Origin of the sequence: Verrucomicrobium sp. BvORR034 (genome assembly GCF_000739635.1) — a bacterium.
In the GTDB taxonomy this organism is placed as follows: Bacteria; Verrucomicrobiota; Verrucomicrobiia; order Verrucomicrobiales; family Verrucomicrobiaceae; genus Verrucomicrobium.
This window is the reverse complement of sequence record NZ_BATQ01000054.1, coordinates 24,216-39,413: the sequence shown is the minus strand read 5'-3', so window position 1 is coordinate 39,413 and position 15,198 is coordinate 24,216. Positions and strand designations below refer to the sequence as shown.

Genomic DNA, 15,198 nt, shown 5'->3' with positions numbered 1-15,198 from the left:
TGGGGCTGCCTTGGCCATCGGCCTCTCCATCTTCTTCCTCGTCTCCAAAAAGCACTCGATCGCCGTGCTGGTGTGGGCCGTTACCCTCATGGGATTGGTCGATCTACTGGAAGCGCTTTTCCAAAAGCCGCCGGCCGTGCTGGCATGGATGGAGCAATGGGTACCGCTGGGTGTGACGGAAAAAAGCCGGCTGTTGCTGCTGCTCTCCGGTCTGGCCCTCCTCTCCCTTGCACGCGGGCTGCGGCGGCGCAAGCATCTGGCCTGGCTCCTCGTGCTCGTGTTGCTGAGCGTGTCCGTGGTGTTGCATTTGTCCCGGGCCTTCGACTGGCACCACGCCCTGGCCGCAGCGGTGTTGCTCATCCCTCTGGTCAGGTGGCGGCAGGAGTTTGTGGCTCGGTCAGATGCCCCGTCGGTGCGCATCGCCGGACTCGTGGCCTTCTCCCTGGCGTTTGGTCTTACGTTGTACGGCACCATCGGCATCCGACAGTACAGTGAATCCGGCAAGGTGGGTGCGGCGCTGTCCTGGGCAGACTGCCTGCATGGGGCTGGTGCAGCCTTGTTCATGCAGAAGTCGGAGTTGGACCATGACGGTGGCCGGGAGGTGCGGGGGTTCCTCGCCACGCTGCGCACCGGCAGCCTGCTGAGCTCCATGCTGGTGCTGGCCCTGCTGCTGCGCCCTGTACTGGCCAAACGCCACCCGGAAGCCACGGGCGATGAACGCGAGCGCATGGCAAAGATCATCGCCGAGTACGGGCGAGACCCGATGGACAACTTCGCCCTGCTGCCGGACAAGCGCTGCTTCTTCACGAAGGATGGCAAGGGGCTGGTCGCCTATGCCCTGTGGCGAAAATATGCCGTGGCTCTCGCAGATCCCGTCTGTCCGCCGGAAGGCCGCGCCGCCGCCGTGGCCGAATTCCGGGCCTTCTGCCGCAACCAGGACTGGCAGCCCATCTTCTACTGTGTGCACGTCTCGAACCGCCCCCTCTACGAGGAGGAGAACTTTGTCACCTTCAAGGTGGGTGAGGACGCCCGCCTGGATGTGGCGGAGTTCAAGCTGGAGGGCGGCAAGTTCCAAAACCTCCGCACCGCCCGCAACAAAGCACGCAAGGGTGGCCTCACCTTCCAGTGGTATGATGGCACACCCCAGATCGATCATGGCCTGGAGGCCCAGCTCACGCTGATCTCCCAGGAATGGCTGGCCCACAAGCACGGCGGAGAGATGACCTTCGACCTCGGTGCCTTCAGCATCGACAGCATTCGTAAACACGGCGTGGCCATCGTGCGCAATCCAGAGGGCCGGATTGAGACCTTTGCCACGTGGCTCCCCTACAATCAGGGCAAGGGACGGTGCCTGGATCTCATGCGTGGACGCGCAGAGGCCCGGGATGTGCTGGACTTCCTCATCGTGGAGGCCATCGACCACTTCAAGGCGCAGGGCGTGCAGGAGGTCAGCCTCGGGAACGCCCCGCTCGCCAACGTCAATGCCGGTGATGGCCAGGCTCTGGAGTGCCGCAAGGAACGCGCCGTGCAGTTTCTCTTCGACAACTTTGACAAGTTCTACGGGTACAAGAGCCTGTTCAACTTCAAGAAGAAGTACCAGCCCGAATGGCAGGGTCGTTACCTCGCCTATCCTCCAGGCGTAGGCCTGGCCATGGCAGGTCTGGCCATCGCCGGGGTGCACTTGCCGAAAGGGTTCATGGGGCTGGTCCGGTCCTAGGAAACAAGGAGGTTGAGGAGACTGGGGCGTGTTTGAAAAGCACGCCGTCGCCAGCAGAGGGCTTGAAGAGCCCAAAGAGTCCAGCCCAGGGGCGGAGACCCTGGGTATCGGTGCCGTCCAAGAGTTGTGCCCAGTAGGGGCACGAGAGATGGCCACCACTCAAGGGATGTCTGTGCCCTGGGTTTCCCGTCCACTTCCTGGCCTCCGCCCAATGGGCCGGACTCTTTGGTCCTTCAGGCCCGCATCATCATCTTAAACCCAACCCAAACCAACCCGACCACGTCGCGCCTTTCCCGCGATCCTCTCATAGAAAGACGAGGGACCAACCCGTCCTCACCAAAGCCATGATCACCTCTGATCAGCTCGACGCCTTTCGTGCAGGCCTGCAGCGGTGCGAAGGTTACACCACCCTCAACATGCTCGAAGAAGCTGAGAGGGAACTGCTCCAACTCCCTGCGGAACTGCGCCTGACCCTTCCCTATCTGATGGTCAGCATGAATTTCTTCATCCACTGCAAGCAGTGGGACATGGCCACCAAGATAGGGGCCTGCATTCTCGATACTTGGCCCGGTTGTGAAGACGTCCGAAGGCTGGCCATGCAGTGCTATGTGCGAGATGGTTGCCGCGGCGAGCTGCCGCCCTCCTTGCTACGTGCTCCGGGCACTCTCCGCCAAATCATCCGACCGAGAAGAAACTCCGGCGAGAACTGAAGTTGCCCGGCTGTTGACGCTCTCAGGAAACAACCCAGAGGAGGCATCGAACCCCTTCAGAAACGAAAAGGGGTGACGCCAGCAGCGTCCCCCCTCGAAATGAACGAACCGACTCAGGCGATGGGCACGCTCACCCAGAAGGTGGTCGTGTTGTCCTGCGAATTCACTCCCAGACGAATGTTCATCTGGTGGCAAAGCATCGCGGCGATGGTCAGGCCGAGGCCCAGGTGGTTGCTGTTCTTCGTGCCTGTGAACGGGCGGTAGATCTCACTCTGCTTCTCCGGAGTGATGGACGATCCCGTGTTGCTGATCAGAATATCGACCAGACGCTCGCTTGCCGGGGAGATGACACCCGGGCCGTGCACCTGCATGAGGGCGCGACCGCCTGTGCGTTGGACCGATTCGGCTGCGTTTTTGAGGATTTCCACGAGCAATTCCTTAAGCTTGGTGGGATCCACTAAAACAGAAGGCAACGCAGGAGACACTTCCAGATCAAAGGCAACGCCATTCTTCGAGAAGGGATCCTGGAAGGAGGCCCCCACCACAGCGATGTACTCATTCAGATTGAGTGGCTGCAGGGTGACCTTGGCGCATCCGCCAGCAGCGCGAATGCGCTCGCTGAGGCCAGAAATGTTGACGGAAGCCTCCTTGATATGCTGCATGTTCTCCAGCACCCCGGGATCGAGGTCATCATTCATCAGAATGAGGCTGCTGAAGCCCTGGATGATGGCCAGCATGTTGTTCAGCTTGTGGGTCAACCCCCTTAACAGCTCCTGGTGATAGCCGTCGGCCGACTGTGGCCCAAGATTGAGGTTCGTGGGGTAGACGAACTGCATGGATTGCCCCGTTGAAGCATCTGTGGCCATCATGAATACGAGTTGAAATTAATTAACAAAGCCTGAATGTCCACATCTTATTCACAATTCCAAAGAGGTACACAAGACATTCATTTTGAGGCACTTTTATCCTGAGATAGCGCCAGCCCCCCCAGAACTGTCAACATCCAGTTCACGCACTCTCTTCCGGTCGCGTTCACTCTGGACGGCGTGACGAAGTTTTTCCCTCACGTCCTCGGCTCCGGCGATGGCTTTCAGTTCCAGTTCCGGAGTGGAGGCGTCTGAGGTGATCAGGGACAGATTGCCGAGTCCGAGCATCCGCAAAACAAACGGCTGCTCCAGGCTGTAGTCCTTCACCCGATAGAGTTCGAGCTCATCCAGCCGACGGTTCAGGATTCCGCTGGTCTTGCGAAGACGCTGGGTGGTGAGCTCGTAGTGGGTGGCCTTCGTCACCCACCAGCGTGCAATCCACAGTCCAAGTGGAATCACAATGCCTGCGATGGAGAGCCCCCCGGTGAAGGGAAGGGCCACGAGGCAGCCAATGGCCAGAAGAACACAAAAGAGATAGAACCAAAAGTGCACCCACTGGGAGGAGTGCCCCTTCCACAGGGTGGATTCAGCCGGTGCGGACGGATTAGCGCGGTCGTCGGTAGGCATGTTGTTTGGCAAATGTTGTTTGCTACAACAAAGCATAGCGCAGAATGCCACCTGCCGCCAAGTGAAGCGTTCATGAAATCACCCATATCACTGGGCATCCCTCCAACGCATGCGAGGGAGGTTGCCCAGGTGAGCAGGAAACCACCGCACCAGGCTACACGCCGGGCGGCTGAAACTTCTCGGTGCGCCACGCTTCGAACTGCTCCTTGCTCGTGCGATAACGGGCACCGCAGCGGGGGCAGGTCATGGTGAGCACCTCATCAGTGCCGAAGGCGTGACTGAGATCGTCTTCAGCCAGTTTCGCCAGCACCGGGTAGAGCCGTTCCACGTTGCAGCCGCAATGCCACACATAGAGGCGGGTTTCCAGCAGGCTCAGCGTCTCCGTCTTGTCCATCTCCCGGATCGAGTCTTCGGTGAGCGAGGCCAGCCACTCTTCATCACAGTCAGGCTGGGCCGAGACCATGACGATGTCTTCCTCGCCATGGCGGAAGAGACGCGTGGTGCGCTGCTCGCTCTGGGTGTAAAAGCCCTCGACCGCCTTGAAGACATCGTTTCCGGCGAAGTCCACCATGCTCTGCCGGGCCGCCTTACCCTGGGTGGCCGTCTGCGCGATGAAGATGTTTTTCCCGAAATCCCGCACGTCCTCGGTGAAGACACGTCCGGCGACTCTCCCCGGCCGTGATCCTCCAGTGACAAAGACATTCACCAGAGGGTTGTCGAAATTGAGCGTCCAGCCACACGTCTCGTCCTGGGGCCGGGACGCGAGATGCAGCGTCAGCGCTGCAAGCGCCTCCTTGAGCAGGAGATCGTTGGTGTTGGAGTACTTCAACTCGTGCTCGGCACGGTGAAGGTAGTAGTCAATGTACAGGGGCTCAAAGTCGGCTCTGGCCACAAGCGCGTTGCGTCCACGCACAAAATAAGTGCGGACCTCGAGCGGGCTGGCTTCGGTGTCTGTCATGGCTTCTGATCTGAGATTCGGGGATGACTGGGGGTTGGGGACATAGCAGAGGCAAGCCCTTTGGGGAAACGCAAACTGCGTCCACAAAAACTTACTGCGAGAGACGTGCCATCTAGTATGGTCAATCTTTCTTACGCCTCCCGAGCGACTTATGAATCGTCGTCACTTCCTCAATTTCATCACCGCCTCCGCCACCCTCGAGGGCATGACCCGGGCCGGACTGGGTCAGGAAACGGGTGCTGCACCCGTGGCAGAGGCGCTGCCGCCCCTACGCGCCCTGACCCAGGGACCGAAATTCCACTGGTTCGCCTACTACGACAAGCTCCAGTTTGATCCCACGGACCGCTACATCCTGAGCAATCAGGTGGACTTCGAAGGCCGCACCCCTGGACCGGATGACATCTTGCGTGTGGGGATGATCGACACGGCGGACGGCGACAAGTGGACCGAGCTGGGTACCTCGACCGCCTGGGGATGGCAGCAAGGCTGCATGCTCCAGTGGCTGCCCGGCTCACAGAGCAAGATCATCTGGAATGATCGCGACAAAGCCAGCCAACGCTACGTGAGCCACATCCTGGATGTGAAGACTGGTGAAAAGCGCACCCTGCCACTGCCGGTGTATACCCTCAGTCCCGACGGGAAGTGGGCGGTGACGCCCGACTTCGCGCGCATCGACTATTGCCGCAGCGGCTATGGCTACAGTGGCATCCCGGATCCCTGTGCGGACGAAAAGGCCCCCGCCAAGAGTGGCATCTGGCGCATGAATCTGGAGACCGGCGAGCACCAACTCATCTTCTCCATCGCGGATGCGGTCGCCATCCCGCACCCGGAACTGGATCTCACCCAGCTATGGAACTGGTTCAACCATCTCCTCATTTCACCCGATGGCAGGCGCCTCATCTTCCTGCACCGCTGGCGTGAGCGGGTGGACATCCCTCGCGAACAAAAGGCGGGCGGCTTCAAGACCCGGATGTTCACTGTGAATCTCGATGGCACGGAACCGTATGTGCTGGAGCCCAGCGGCGTGGTCAGCCACTTCATCTGGCGTGATCCCGAGCATCTCGTCGCCTGGGCCAAACCCAATGCGGAACCCGAGGCACGAGTGATTGTGTACAAGGACAAGACCCGGGAGTACACCAAACTCGGTGCGGACAAGATCACCGTGGACGGGCACATGACTTACCTCCCCCACCGGAACAACGAATGGCTCCTCTGCGATACGTATCCCGATCCGGTGCGCCGACTGCAGACGCCGTTCCTCTATCACATTCCCACGGACCGGCGCATTCCCTTGGGTCACTTCTTTGAGCCCCGAGAGTACAAAGGCGAGTTCCGTTGCGACACTCACCCACGCTCCAGCAACGACGGCAAGAAGGTGGTGATTGACTCCGTGCATGCGGGCAATGGCCGACAGATGTACCTGATTGACGTATCAGGGATCAACTAAAGTGCATCTTTTTTGCGAGCAGGTCAGGGCGGGGGCACTCCCTGCCCTGCCTTGGCATTTTAATTGGCGAATGCATGGAATCCGTGCGTTCTCCCACCTTCAAGATGCACGCGGCATAGAGAATTTCCGCTTTTCAGAGTCGGAAGATCCCTTAGACTAATCCAAACCCCTATGGAAAGCGATGTTCCAGACACCGCGATACCGTGACGCTCTGCCCGTCCCGGTGCCCCCCGCGAATTCTGCCTCCACCATGGGAGTTGGCATGTCTTGATTGATGAAAAAGAACCGCTGGCGTTTCATTCTCCTCACCTCCTGGATTCTGTTTACTGTGGCCTTTCTTCTGCGGGAGGTACTGCTCCGCATCAGCAGTGTGGATGACCAGAGTCTGCTGCCATGGGCGTTGACCCACACGCCCAGTCATTGGGCCATCATGCTGACGCTGGGCACCCTGGTCTATGCCATGTTCATTTTCGCCCCGTTTCAGCTGCCCTTCATGGCCGTTTGGACTGTGCGCAAGGAGCCGGTCCCTGCTGGCAAGAAGCTGCCGGTCCTGCTCATCCCCTGTGCGCTGATTTCCACTTGGTGGGTCACAGACACCCTGCGCCACCCACCCGACTCCAAGACGCATTTTGAATCGGTGATGGCCCACCCTCTTCCGGTGGGTGCCACCCATTTCATCGCCATCCATCCCCTGGGGACCGGCACCTTCTCGGAGCTATGGGGCAGTGTGCATGGCTACCGGATGAAGCTGAATTCCAAGGATGCCACGAACTACTGCCGCGGCTTGGGTGGCGCCCAGTATGACTTCGTCGTTGAATCACTCGCTGATCCCTATGATGCCTTTTTGAGCAGCCTGCCCAAGGAATGGGGCTACGCCTTGGCGCTGCCTCATTTGCAGGTCCATCAGTTGCCACCCATCTGTGGCAAACCCGCCTTCGCCATGGTGGATCCCACACGGAATGACATGCTGGTGATGGTGTGGCAACAAGGCAAGCTTGACCCAAGGCCTTCACAACGCCTCTACCCCACCCGCTCCGCCGAGCCTGACTTCTACGCCAACACGAAAAACAAGCCGGGGCGGTGAGCTCAGGCTCCCATATCAGGACTCAAATGCTGATTCCACAGGGATTCACCATGCCGCCAAGGCTGCGTCCACCTTCGTGCGATCCTCTGGATTTATGTATGCAGTCGGATCGAAAGGGGCCTCCCGCTTTCTGACTCGCTGATTGAGAGCCCCGAGCGCGTCAGTGCGCCCGGCAGCAAGGTAGAGGGAACGCAATCTGCTGGCAAGCTCCATGGGATTCCCGTTTTTCAACGTGGCCTTCCAAGTTTTTCCTCCTGAACCGAACAGGAATCTGGACTCAGGCTTCAGAACCACTTCCAGAGGAACTATCGTGGAGGCATCATCCGGATCCGTCCGGTGCAAAAGCATATAGAGTGCAAACTCCGGGGTCTCAGGAGCCAACTTGACCAGGATGTGCGCCAGACGCACCCCTTGCTCAGTCCCAGTCCGTTTGGGATCCATCTTCTCAAGCCACTCGCGCATATTCGGCAGTGAACGGTAGAGTGTCCCAGGAGTGACTCCACTCCAGTGTTTCTCCAATGCCTCCGTCGCTTCAGACGCCCGTCCCTCCATCAGGAGCAGGTAAGCCCGGCTCATCTCTGGACCCGTAGCTGCGGCCAGATGGTGCCTCCTCCAGGACTGAACCTTTTCACTTTGCCCCCTCACACTGAGATCGCCGCAGGTCATGGCTATTTCATGAAAGTCTACCAAGCCCCAAGGTCCCTCCAGAGAGCGCAGGCGGTTCTGAACCCAGGCATCCGTGTCGCCAGACTTTAGCAATAGATCGTCCAGCCGATCAAAGACATGCCTCCTCCAGCCGGGTTGTTTCGGGGCATAGGAGACGTTCTCGATCTGCTGTTGGGCTCCTCGCTTTGCTACAACAGGAGGGACATCTCGAACCAGTTCCACGATCTGCGGCTCCGCGGAAGTGAAGCTGAGATCGAGGCTCTTGGAGCCGAACTCCTTACCATCACCCAAATAGGAAACATAGACGTTGCCGATCATGCCCTTCACCTCCTTCTCCCTGGGCGGGGCATCCAGAAGCAGCCGATAGGTCTCGATCGCCTCCTTGGTGGAACCATTGCTTTCCTGCTCAATCGCCTGACGCCACAACAAACTGTGGCGGTCCATGGTTTGCTTCTCCTGAGCGGCACAGTCCGCCTGAAACGAGACTATAGAGCAGCCCAATACCAGGCACCGGGCAAGGAAACATCGAGCGGTCATGACGATGAAGGTGACTACCGCCAGTTCACCAGGCTTTTTTCGATACGGCAATGGCAAAGTAGCACGAAGCTTTAGCTTGTCAGTCGCGCCGCCCACCTCTCCCACGGCATAGCTGTCCCCAATGACCTGATGCCGATTGCCAATCGGCGGCACAGCAGATTACCAATCTCCGCTACGTGTTCACTGACCAACTGGCCCTCCCCCTCCCCGCCACAATCTTCACGGGTAAACGCGGATATTCCACGCTCTCAGGCACCCCGCCACCTGGGACAAACACGGCACCATGGGCACCGCAGCACCACACGCCGCCGCCCCAGTTGCCAACTCAGCAGCCACTCGTGGGAAGCGGAGCGCTCGCCCTACAGCCCCGTCAGGAGCGAAGCAAAGTAGTCAGGCACTTTGGTGCTTCAGTCGCACCACCCATGCCTCCCAATTCCGATCCCACATGCGGGATCTGGTCTATTTTCAGTTATCTCCAAGAACTCCCCCCCATCGCCTCCACAAAAAAACCGGCCGCTCCCTTGCGGAAACGACCGGTTTACTGAATTACCGAATTACTGAGTCACCGGGTTACCGGTCACCAAATCACTTGGCCGCATTCTTCTCTCCCCAGGCCTTCACGAAATCAATGCACTGCTTGATGTCAGGAACGTTGTCTTCCCACTTGTTTTCGTATTCCACAGAGATGTTGCCGTCGAAGCCTTGAGCCTTGAGTTCGGCCAGGCAGCCTGCCACATCGCTCACGCCGGTGCCGTAGATCTGGTCAGGGCCTTGTTTGCCGATTTCTTTGCGATCCTTCAGGTGGCTGCTGATGATACGGCCTTTGAGGATCTTGAGACACTCGATGGGCTGGAGGCCGCTGGTCGCCCAGTGGCCGGTGTCGGCGCAGGCGCCAATGCGAGGATCGCGATCCTTCACAAGGTCACGCACATAGTTGGGGTCCCAGAGCTGGTAGCTGCGGTCAAGCGGGCGCTTGGCGTGCTCATGATAGCCCACCTTGATGTCGAACTCCTTCACGCACTTCTCGATCGCGTCGATGTTCTTCACGTCTTCGGTGGTGATGGCGTAGAGGCCGAGTTTTTTGGCGAACTCGAAGATCTGGCGCCACTCCGCTTCATCCTTGCCGCCGACCACGCCGTAGTTCACGGCTTTGATCTTGTGCTTGGCCAGCTTCTCCTGGAGCGCCTTGAAGTCCGCATCATTCATGGTGTGATGCAGCTTGCGATCCGGTGCCTCAGGGCTGAGCTTCTGGCCAGGATAGAATTCGATGACGGTGGCACCGGCCTTCTCGGCCTTTTCAATCGCCTCGAACGCGGTGAAGCGGTTGAAGCTGTAGGCCTGGGGTCCGATGGCGAAGCCGCCCTGCTTGACGTCTTGTGGGATGGGGTTGGCAGCAAAGAGGCTGCACATGACAGCCATCGAGCCCGCCGCGAGGAGGGAGAAATAACGGTGCGAAGTTTTCATGGACGCCCAGACCACCACCGACCGCCACGGTTGTCAAGGCAGGTGCAAGTGAATCCCTCCTGCTTGAAAGATGGCCAGTTTCAGGCCGTTCTGGGCTGTTGCGCGGCGAGTCGGCCCAACGTGCCAATGGCCCGTTCCATCCGGGCATTCCAGACATGCGCACAGGAGAGGCGGATGAAGTTCCCGAACTCCTGCTTGGGAGAGAACATCGGGCCGGGGGCGATGCTGATCTTCTGCTCCAGAGCGGCATCATCGAGCCGCAGGGCGTCCACCCCTTTGGGCAGCTCGACCCACAGGACAAACCCGCCCTGGGGCTGGGTGATGGTGACGGGGCCGGGAAACGAAGCTGCCACCGCCTGACGAAAACGATCTATGTTGTCAGCATAGGTGCGGCGGATGGACCGCAGGTAGTGGTCGTACCCGCCGTTGGCCAGGAACTCCGCCACGGCGAGCTCCGGCAGGGTGGCCGTCGCCAAAGTGCTGGTGAGCTTGAGGGCCTGGATCTCCTTGTAAAAGCGACCCGGCACGATCCAGCCCACGCGATACCCGGGCGCCAGCGTCTTGGAGAAGGAACTGCAGAGGATCACCAGCCCTTTGCGGTCATAGGAAAGTGCGGTGCGGGGGCGATGCTCGCCAAAGTACAGCTCGCCAAAGATGTCGTCTTCAATGAGCGGCACCTCGCGCGCCGCCAGAAGCTCCACCAATCTCTCCTTGTGGCTGTCTGGCATCAAGGACCCCAGAGGATTGCTGAAATTGGGCACGGCCACACAGGCGGCTACAGATTTGGTTTTCAGCACCTTTTCCAGCGCATCCAGATCCATGCCGGTGCGCGGGTGCATGGGAATGCCCACCACCTTGAGTTGGAGCACCTCCAGTGCATGCAAGACTCCGAAATAGGCTGGCAACTCCACCGCGACGATATCGCCGGGCTTCGTGACCGCGCGCAGGGCCAGCATGAGCGCCTCGGTACCGCCAGAGGTGGTGATGATTTCATCCGGCGCGAGGTTGGCTCCTGCATCCACGGAGCGCCGGGCAATCTCCCGGCGCAAGGCGGCGGAGCCGGGTGGAACGTCGTAAGAGACCGCGCTGCGTCCATGGCGCCGGGCCACACCTGCCAGGATGCGGTTGAGCTTCTCTACCGGCAGCAGTTCAGCGCCCGGCGCGGCGCCCCCAAGCGGGACAATACCCGGAATCCGGCTGGCCTCAAAAAGTCGCGATTGCAAACCTCCGACGGTGACCGCGGTCACCGCGCTGCGGGGGCGGGAAACTTTCGGTTCCGCCACGGGCTTCAAGAGCTGGGGACGCACGAAGAACCCGGACTTGGGCCGCGCCTCGATAAGCCCCTGATCCTCCAACGCCAGATAGGCCTGGAGCACCGTGGTGATGCTCACCCCGTGTTGACGGCTGGCCTGCCGCACGGAAGGTATACGGTCCCCCGGCCGCCACGTGCCGCCACGGATGAGCCCCTCCACCTTCTGGCACACCTGCCGGTAGAGGGAATCGTGATCGGTTGATTCATGAATCATGGAACAGTGCCAGGCCCGGCCGGAGTGCATGGTGGTGAACCCATTTGCCCTTCAGTGCAAGCCTCAGGCACTATACGCGTGCATCAGCAGCTTGGGAACCCATGATGAAGCCCGCAGTCCTAGTGCTTGCCCCGGCTTGACTCCCCGAGACGGAGGGCGAGCGTGATGCCCCCACCCCGCACCTTGCGCTCGCCATGTCTGAATCACCCGCTCCCCTCAGTGATCCCATCCTCACGGAGCGTCTGCGGCTCCGTCCTTTCACTCTGGAGGATGCCCCTGTAGCCCATGAGTGGTTCTCAGATCCGGAAGTGATGCACCACATTCCCGGAGGTCCGGATGCCACGCTGGACGACACCCGCCAGCGCATCACGCGGTACCTGCAGCATGGTCTCACTCATGGCTTCACGAAGTGGCTGGTGACAGATCGCGCGACGGGTGAACTGCTGGGGGATGGTGGCCTCTACACCCTGCCCAACGATCCAAGGGTGGAACTGGGTTTTCGATTTGCCCGCCAGCACTGGGGCAAGGGTTATGCCTGTGAAATGGGACAGGCCTGGATGGAGCAGTATGCACAGATGCTTCCGGGCAAGCCACTCTATGGCATCGTGCTGCCCGAGCATTCGCGCTCTCAACGGGTGCTCGAGAAGCTCGGATTTGAACCCGTGGGTGAAGAGCCTGTCTATGGTCGCGTCATGAAAGTGTATCAACACCCCCATCATGACATGCGACCGAACCTCTAAAAAACACCTTCAGATTCTGCTATGAGCAAATGGTATTACCTCGGCAAACAAAACCAGCAAGTCCAGACAGTCCAGACGGAACTGCCAGCCCTCGTGCAACGGGGCGAACTGAGCCCGACCACCCTCGTATGGACGCCCGGCATGGGCCCCTGGACTCCGGCCAGCGAAGTGCTTCCTGCGCTCTTCCAATCGTCACCACCCCCGTCACCACCCCCGTCACCGGCTGGCGGAGGATTCGGCGGACCGCCCCCGGTCCCACAGGGTTTCAACCAACAACGCTCCCATGAAATCGAGTACGAAATCATCGGCGACGACTTGCAGATCGTGGAGATCGAACTCGATCCCGGAGAAACCGTCATCGCAGAAGCAGGCGGCATGAACTACATGGAGGATGACATCCATTTCGAGACTCGCATGGGCGATGGCTCCCAGCCCGGCGGAGGCTTCATGAGCGCGCTCAAGAACGTCGGCAAACGCATGCTCACCGGGGAATCGCTCTTCATGACCCACTTCACCCATCGCGGCAGCAGCGGCAAGCGGCGCGTGGCATTCGCCGCCCCCTACCCCGGCAAAATCATCCCTATGCGGCCCTCCGAGTTCGGCGGGGAGATCATTTGTGAGAAGGACGCCTTCCTCTGCGCAGCTCTGGGCACGGAGGTGGGCATCGCCTTCAACCGCAAACTTGGCACGGGATTCTTTGGCGGCGAAGGCTTCATCCTCCAGCGTCTGCGCGGTGACGGACGGGTCTTTGTGCACGCCGGCGGCACCATTGTGAAAAAGGAGCTGCGTGGTGGAACACTGCGCGTGGACACCGGCTGCCTCGTGGCCATGACCAGCGGCATCAACTACGACATCCAACGCGCCGGCAACCTCAAGAGCATGGTGTTCGGCGGTGAAGGATTGTTTCTAGCAACCCTGAGCGGTCACGGCACGGTGTGGCTGCAAAGCCTGCCCTTCTCCCGTCTCGCCGACCGCATCCTGGCAAATGCCCCCAGCGCTGGCGGAACCTCCACCGGCGAAGGCTCCGTGCTCGGCGGCCTGGGCAGGTTGTTGGACGGAAAATAATGAGAGGGGCAAGGGAGGTGCCCCCGAGGTTCTAGGCAGAACAAGGCAGTCCAGAGCTTTGGCTCGTCCGTTGGGAGACAGGGATGACACGACTGACGAACTAACGCTCTGGACTGCTTTCAAAGCCCCGGCTAACCGGCAGGCATCAGGGTGTAAAGCGAGCCTTCCTGCGACATGATCACCACTTCACCGGCCGCATCAGGCGCAATCATGGTCGGATTGAACGGGCGCTCTTTGTCATCAGGACGGCGGAAGAGCACGAGCCGCTCCTTTACCTTTTTCGAGTCCGGCTCATAGCGCAGGGCCCAGACCACACCGCTGCCCCAGTCAGCATAGATGTAACAGCCCTGAAGCTGCGGCAGACGCTGGCCGCGATACATGAAGCCGCCCGTCACGCTGATGCCTTCAGCATGCGTGTAGGCGAACACCGGCTCTTCGTATTTCAGATCAGGAAGGAAGGGCTGTAGATGAAAGGTGCTTGCGCGAGGACCGTCGTGGTCGCTCCATCCATAGTTCGCACCTTTCTTGATGAGGTTGATCTCCTCCCAGATGTCCTGGCCCACATCGGCGAGCCATAGCTCTCCCCCATCCGCATCAAAGCTGAAGCCCCATGGATTGCGGAGACCCAGCGCCCAAATCTCCGGACGCACTTCCTGCTTGTCCACAAAGGGATTGTCCTTGGGAATGCCGTACGGGAGATTTCCGGTCCGCTCATCCACATCGAGCCGCAGCATCTTCCCGTAGAGGACAAATGGATTCTGCGCGAGGCGGTAGGGATCGTCGCGCAGCCCGCCATCGCCAATCGCGACGTACAACATGCCATCGGGACCGAAAGCCAGCCCGCCAGCAAAATGGTTCGCCATGGGATGAGGCAGTTCCAACAGCACGCGCTCCGATGCGGGATCCGCCTTCAAGGGTTGGCCCGGGAGACACTCCATCTCGCTGATCACCGTCCGACGAGGCTCAGTGGTGGAATAGGAAATGTAGAACTTTCCGTTGGTGGCATACTTTGGATGAAAGACCAGCCCATGGAAGCCTTCTTCGAAGAGGAATGCGCCTTTCAGTTGCTCACGAAAATCGAGGAACAACTGGGGTTCCCCCACCACATCATTCTTGGGCAACACCCATACTTCCCCACGCTGCTGCATCACAACCTCCCGTGGGGAGTCACATGGCAGCACGGCCATGGCCACAGGACAGTCAAACTTGTGGGTCACGTGCAGACGCTGCAAAGCATACACCGCCATCGCCTCCTCCGTGGGCACGCTCGTTTGGGTCCCATTCGGGCTCATGCTCGCGCCAGGCGCAACAACACCGCCGTTGGGATTGACCGGATTTTCTCCCGGCCCCAGCGAATCCGGTCGTTCGGCACGACCAATGGACAACAGTTCCTCAGGGATCGCATCCGCCGCCTGCAAGACGCCCGCAGTTCCCATGGTCGCCGCCAGCAGACCACCCAAGACGCGGCATGAAAGAGCTTTTGAGGTTGGCATCGCGCATCATGGGAGCCAACCGCGTGCCATGTAAAGTGAGGAACAATTCACGGCATTTCTTAGCTTGTCGAAGGAATGCGGAATTACGGCGAGGCAAAATCACCTCTTTCAAAAAAAGTGCAGGCCAGAGGGAAATTATGTGACCTCGGATTACTAAAGAGGCACAGAGGACTTTTTTCAGACAGAATTTACAGAATCGCAGGTTCCGCAAAGCATTGATAACGAAGCATTTAACAAAGAGACCCCACTCAGCTCATTCCTCTGTGTTCTCTGTGCCTCTGTGGTTAATTCACACTCT

The 15,198-nt window shown here is 59.6% G+C and carries 13 protein-coding genes and 1 pseudogene; 7 read left to right on the top strand and 7 right to left on the bottom strand.

The window, feature by feature from the left end:
• On the top strand, positions 1 to 1,717 hold a 1,717-nt coding region (locus tag BV034_RS10105), incomplete at its 5' end, for a phosphatidylglycerol lysyltransferase domain-containing protein (RefSeq protein WP_265592838.1).
• A 344-nt stretch (positions 1,718 to 2,061) separates the two neighbouring features.
• Positions 2,062 to 2,427, top strand: a complete 366-nt coding sequence (locus tag BV034_RS10100; RefSeq protein ID WP_050026620.1) for a hypothetical protein — start codon at positions 2,062 to 2,064, stop codon at positions 2,425 to 2,427.
• 113 nt (positions 2,428 to 2,540) lie between these two features.
• On the opposite strand, the gene BV034_RS10095 is transcribed toward BV034_RS10100, so the two are convergent.
• From BV034_RS10095 to BV034_RS10085, 3 genes are all read right to left on the bottom strand, one after another.
• The gene (locus BV034_RS10095) at positions 2,541 to 3,263 is read right to left on the bottom strand and encodes a HAMP domain-containing sensor histidine kinase (protein ID WP_265592837.1); all 723 of its coding nucleotides are present in this window, start codon (positions 3,261 to 3,263) and stop codon (positions 2,541 to 2,543) included.
• A 126-nt stretch (positions 3,264 to 3,389) separates the two neighbouring features.
• On the bottom strand, positions 3,390 to 3,920 hold the full coding sequence (locus BV034_RS10090) for a PH domain-containing protein (protein WP_050026616.1): 531 nt from the start codon (positions 3,918 to 3,920) through the stop codon (positions 3,390 to 3,392).
• Between the two features lie 154 nt (positions 3,921 to 4,074).
• On the bottom strand, positions 4,075 to 4,878 hold the full coding sequence (locus tag BV034_RS10085) for an Hsp33 family molecular chaperone HslO (protein WP_050026614.1): 804 nt from the start codon (positions 4,876 to 4,878) through the stop codon (positions 4,075 to 4,077).
• Between the two features lie 151 nt (positions 4,879 to 5,029).
• On the opposite strand from BV034_RS10085, the gene BV034_RS10080 reads away from it, so the two are divergent.
• Together BV034_RS10080 and BV034_RS10075 are read left to right on the top strand one after the other, a co-directional pair.
• Positions 5,030 to 6,325: a hypothetical protein gene (locus tag BV034_RS10080; protein ID WP_050026613.1), complete on the top strand. Its 1,296-nt coding sequence runs from the start codon at positions 5,030 to 5,032 to the stop codon at positions 6,323 to 6,325.
• A 274-nt stretch (positions 6,326 to 6,599) separates the two neighbouring features.
• The gene (locus BV034_RS10075) at positions 6,600 to 7,409 is read left to right on the top strand and encodes a hypothetical protein (RefSeq protein WP_050026611.1); all 810 of its coding nucleotides are present in this window, start codon (positions 6,600 to 6,602) and stop codon (positions 7,407 to 7,409) included.
• 45 nt (positions 7,410 to 7,454) lie between these two features.
• On the opposite strand, the gene BV034_RS10070 is transcribed toward BV034_RS10075, so the two are convergent.
• From BV034_RS10070 to BV034_RS10060, 3 genes are all read right to left on the bottom strand, one after another.
• Positions 7,455 to 8,519, bottom strand: coding sequence for a hypothetical protein (locus BV034_RS10070; RefSeq protein ID WP_050026609.1), 1,065 nt, complete (start codon positions 8,517 to 8,519; stop codon positions 7,455 to 7,457).
• A gap of 678 nt (positions 8,520 to 9,197) precedes the next feature.
• Entirely contained in the window at positions 9,198 to 10,076 is an 879-nt protein-coding gene (locus BV034_RS10065; RefSeq protein ID WP_265592836.1) for a sugar phosphate isomerase/epimerase, read from the bottom strand.
• Between the two features lie 80 nt (positions 10,077 to 10,156).
• The gene (locus tag BV034_RS10060) at positions 10,157 to 11,602 is read right to left on the bottom strand and encodes a PLP-dependent aminotransferase family protein (protein ID WP_050026628.1); all 1,446 of its coding nucleotides are present in this window, start codon (positions 11,600 to 11,602) and stop codon (positions 10,157 to 10,159) included.
• Between the two features lie 194 nt (positions 11,603 to 11,796).
• Here BV034_RS10060 and BV034_RS10055 point away from each other — a divergent pair, with 194 nt between their 5' ends.
• From BV034_RS10055 to BV034_RS10050, 3 genes and pseudogenes are all read left to right on the top strand, one after another.
• On the top strand, positions 11,797 to 12,342 hold the full coding sequence (locus BV034_RS10055) for a GNAT family N-acetyltransferase (protein ID WP_050026608.1): 546 nt from the start codon (positions 11,797 to 11,799) through the stop codon (positions 12,340 to 12,342).
• A gap of 21 nt (positions 12,343 to 12,363) precedes the next feature.
• Positions 12,364 to 12,501: pseudogene (locus BV034_RS35915) on the top strand (GYF domain-containing protein); the annotation flags it as partial.
• Positions 12,502 to 12,630: 129 nt separating this feature from the next.
• On the top strand, positions 12,631 to 13,407 hold the full coding sequence (locus BV034_RS10050) for a TIGR00266 family protein (RefSeq protein ID WP_050026626.1): 777 nt from the start codon (positions 12,631 to 12,633) through the stop codon (positions 13,405 to 13,407).
• Positions 13,408 to 13,538: 131 nt separating this feature from the next.
• Here BV034_RS10050 and BV034_RS10045 read toward each other — a convergent pair whose 3' ends face one another.
• Positions 13,539 to 14,900 carry a PQQ-dependent sugar dehydrogenase gene (locus BV034_RS10045; protein WP_081887704.1) on the bottom strand — a complete coding sequence of 454 codons (1,362 nt, stop codon included), beginning with the start codon at positions 14,898 to 14,900 and terminating at the stop codon, positions 13,539 to 13,541.
• Between the last annotated feature and the right edge of the window lie 298 nt (positions 14,901 to 15,198).

Bases quoted from the DNA above. Each gene is read 5' to 3' on its own strand.
- BV034_RS10100 (WP_050026620.1), top strand. From the start codon at position 2,062: ATGATCACCTCTGATCAGCTCGACGCCTTTCGTGCAGGCCTGCAGCGG.
- BV034_RS10095 (WP_265592837.1), bottom strand. From the start codon at position 3,263: ATGCAGTTCGTCTACCCCACGAACCTCAATCTTGGGCCACAGTCGGCC.
- BV034_RS10090 (WP_050026616.1), bottom strand. From the start codon at position 3,920: ATGCCTACCGACGACCGCGCTAATCCGTCCGCACCGGCTGAATCCACC.
- BV034_RS10085 (WP_050026614.1), bottom strand. From the start codon at position 4,878: ATGACAGACACCGAAGCCAGCCCGCTCGAGGTCCGCACTTATTTTGTG.
- BV034_RS10080 (WP_050026613.1), top strand. From the start codon at position 5,030: ATGAATCGTCGTCACTTCCTCAATTTCATCACCGCCTCCGCCACCCTC.
- BV034_RS10075 (WP_050026611.1), top strand. From the start codon at position 6,600: ATGAAAAAGAACCGCTGGCGTTTCATTCTCCTCACCTCCTGGATTCTG.
- BV034_RS10070 (WP_050026609.1), bottom strand. From the start codon at position 8,519: ATGGACCGCCACAGTTTGTTGTGGCGTCAGGCGATTGAGCAGGAAAGC.
- BV034_RS10065 (WP_265592836.1), bottom strand. From the start codon at position 10,076: ATGAAAACTTCGCACCGTTATTTCTCCCTCCTCGCGGCGGGCTCGATG.
- BV034_RS10060 (WP_050026628.1), bottom strand. From the start codon at position 11,602: ATGATTCATGAATCAACCGATCACGATTCCCTCTACCGGCAGGTGTGC.
- BV034_RS10055 (WP_050026608.1), top strand. From the start codon at position 11,797: ATGTCTGAATCACCCGCTCCCCTCAGTGATCCCATCCTCACGGAGCGT.
- BV034_RS10045 (WP_081887704.1), bottom strand. From the start codon at position 14,900: ATGCCAACCTCAAAAGCTCTTTCATGCCGCGTCTTGGGTGGTCTGCTG.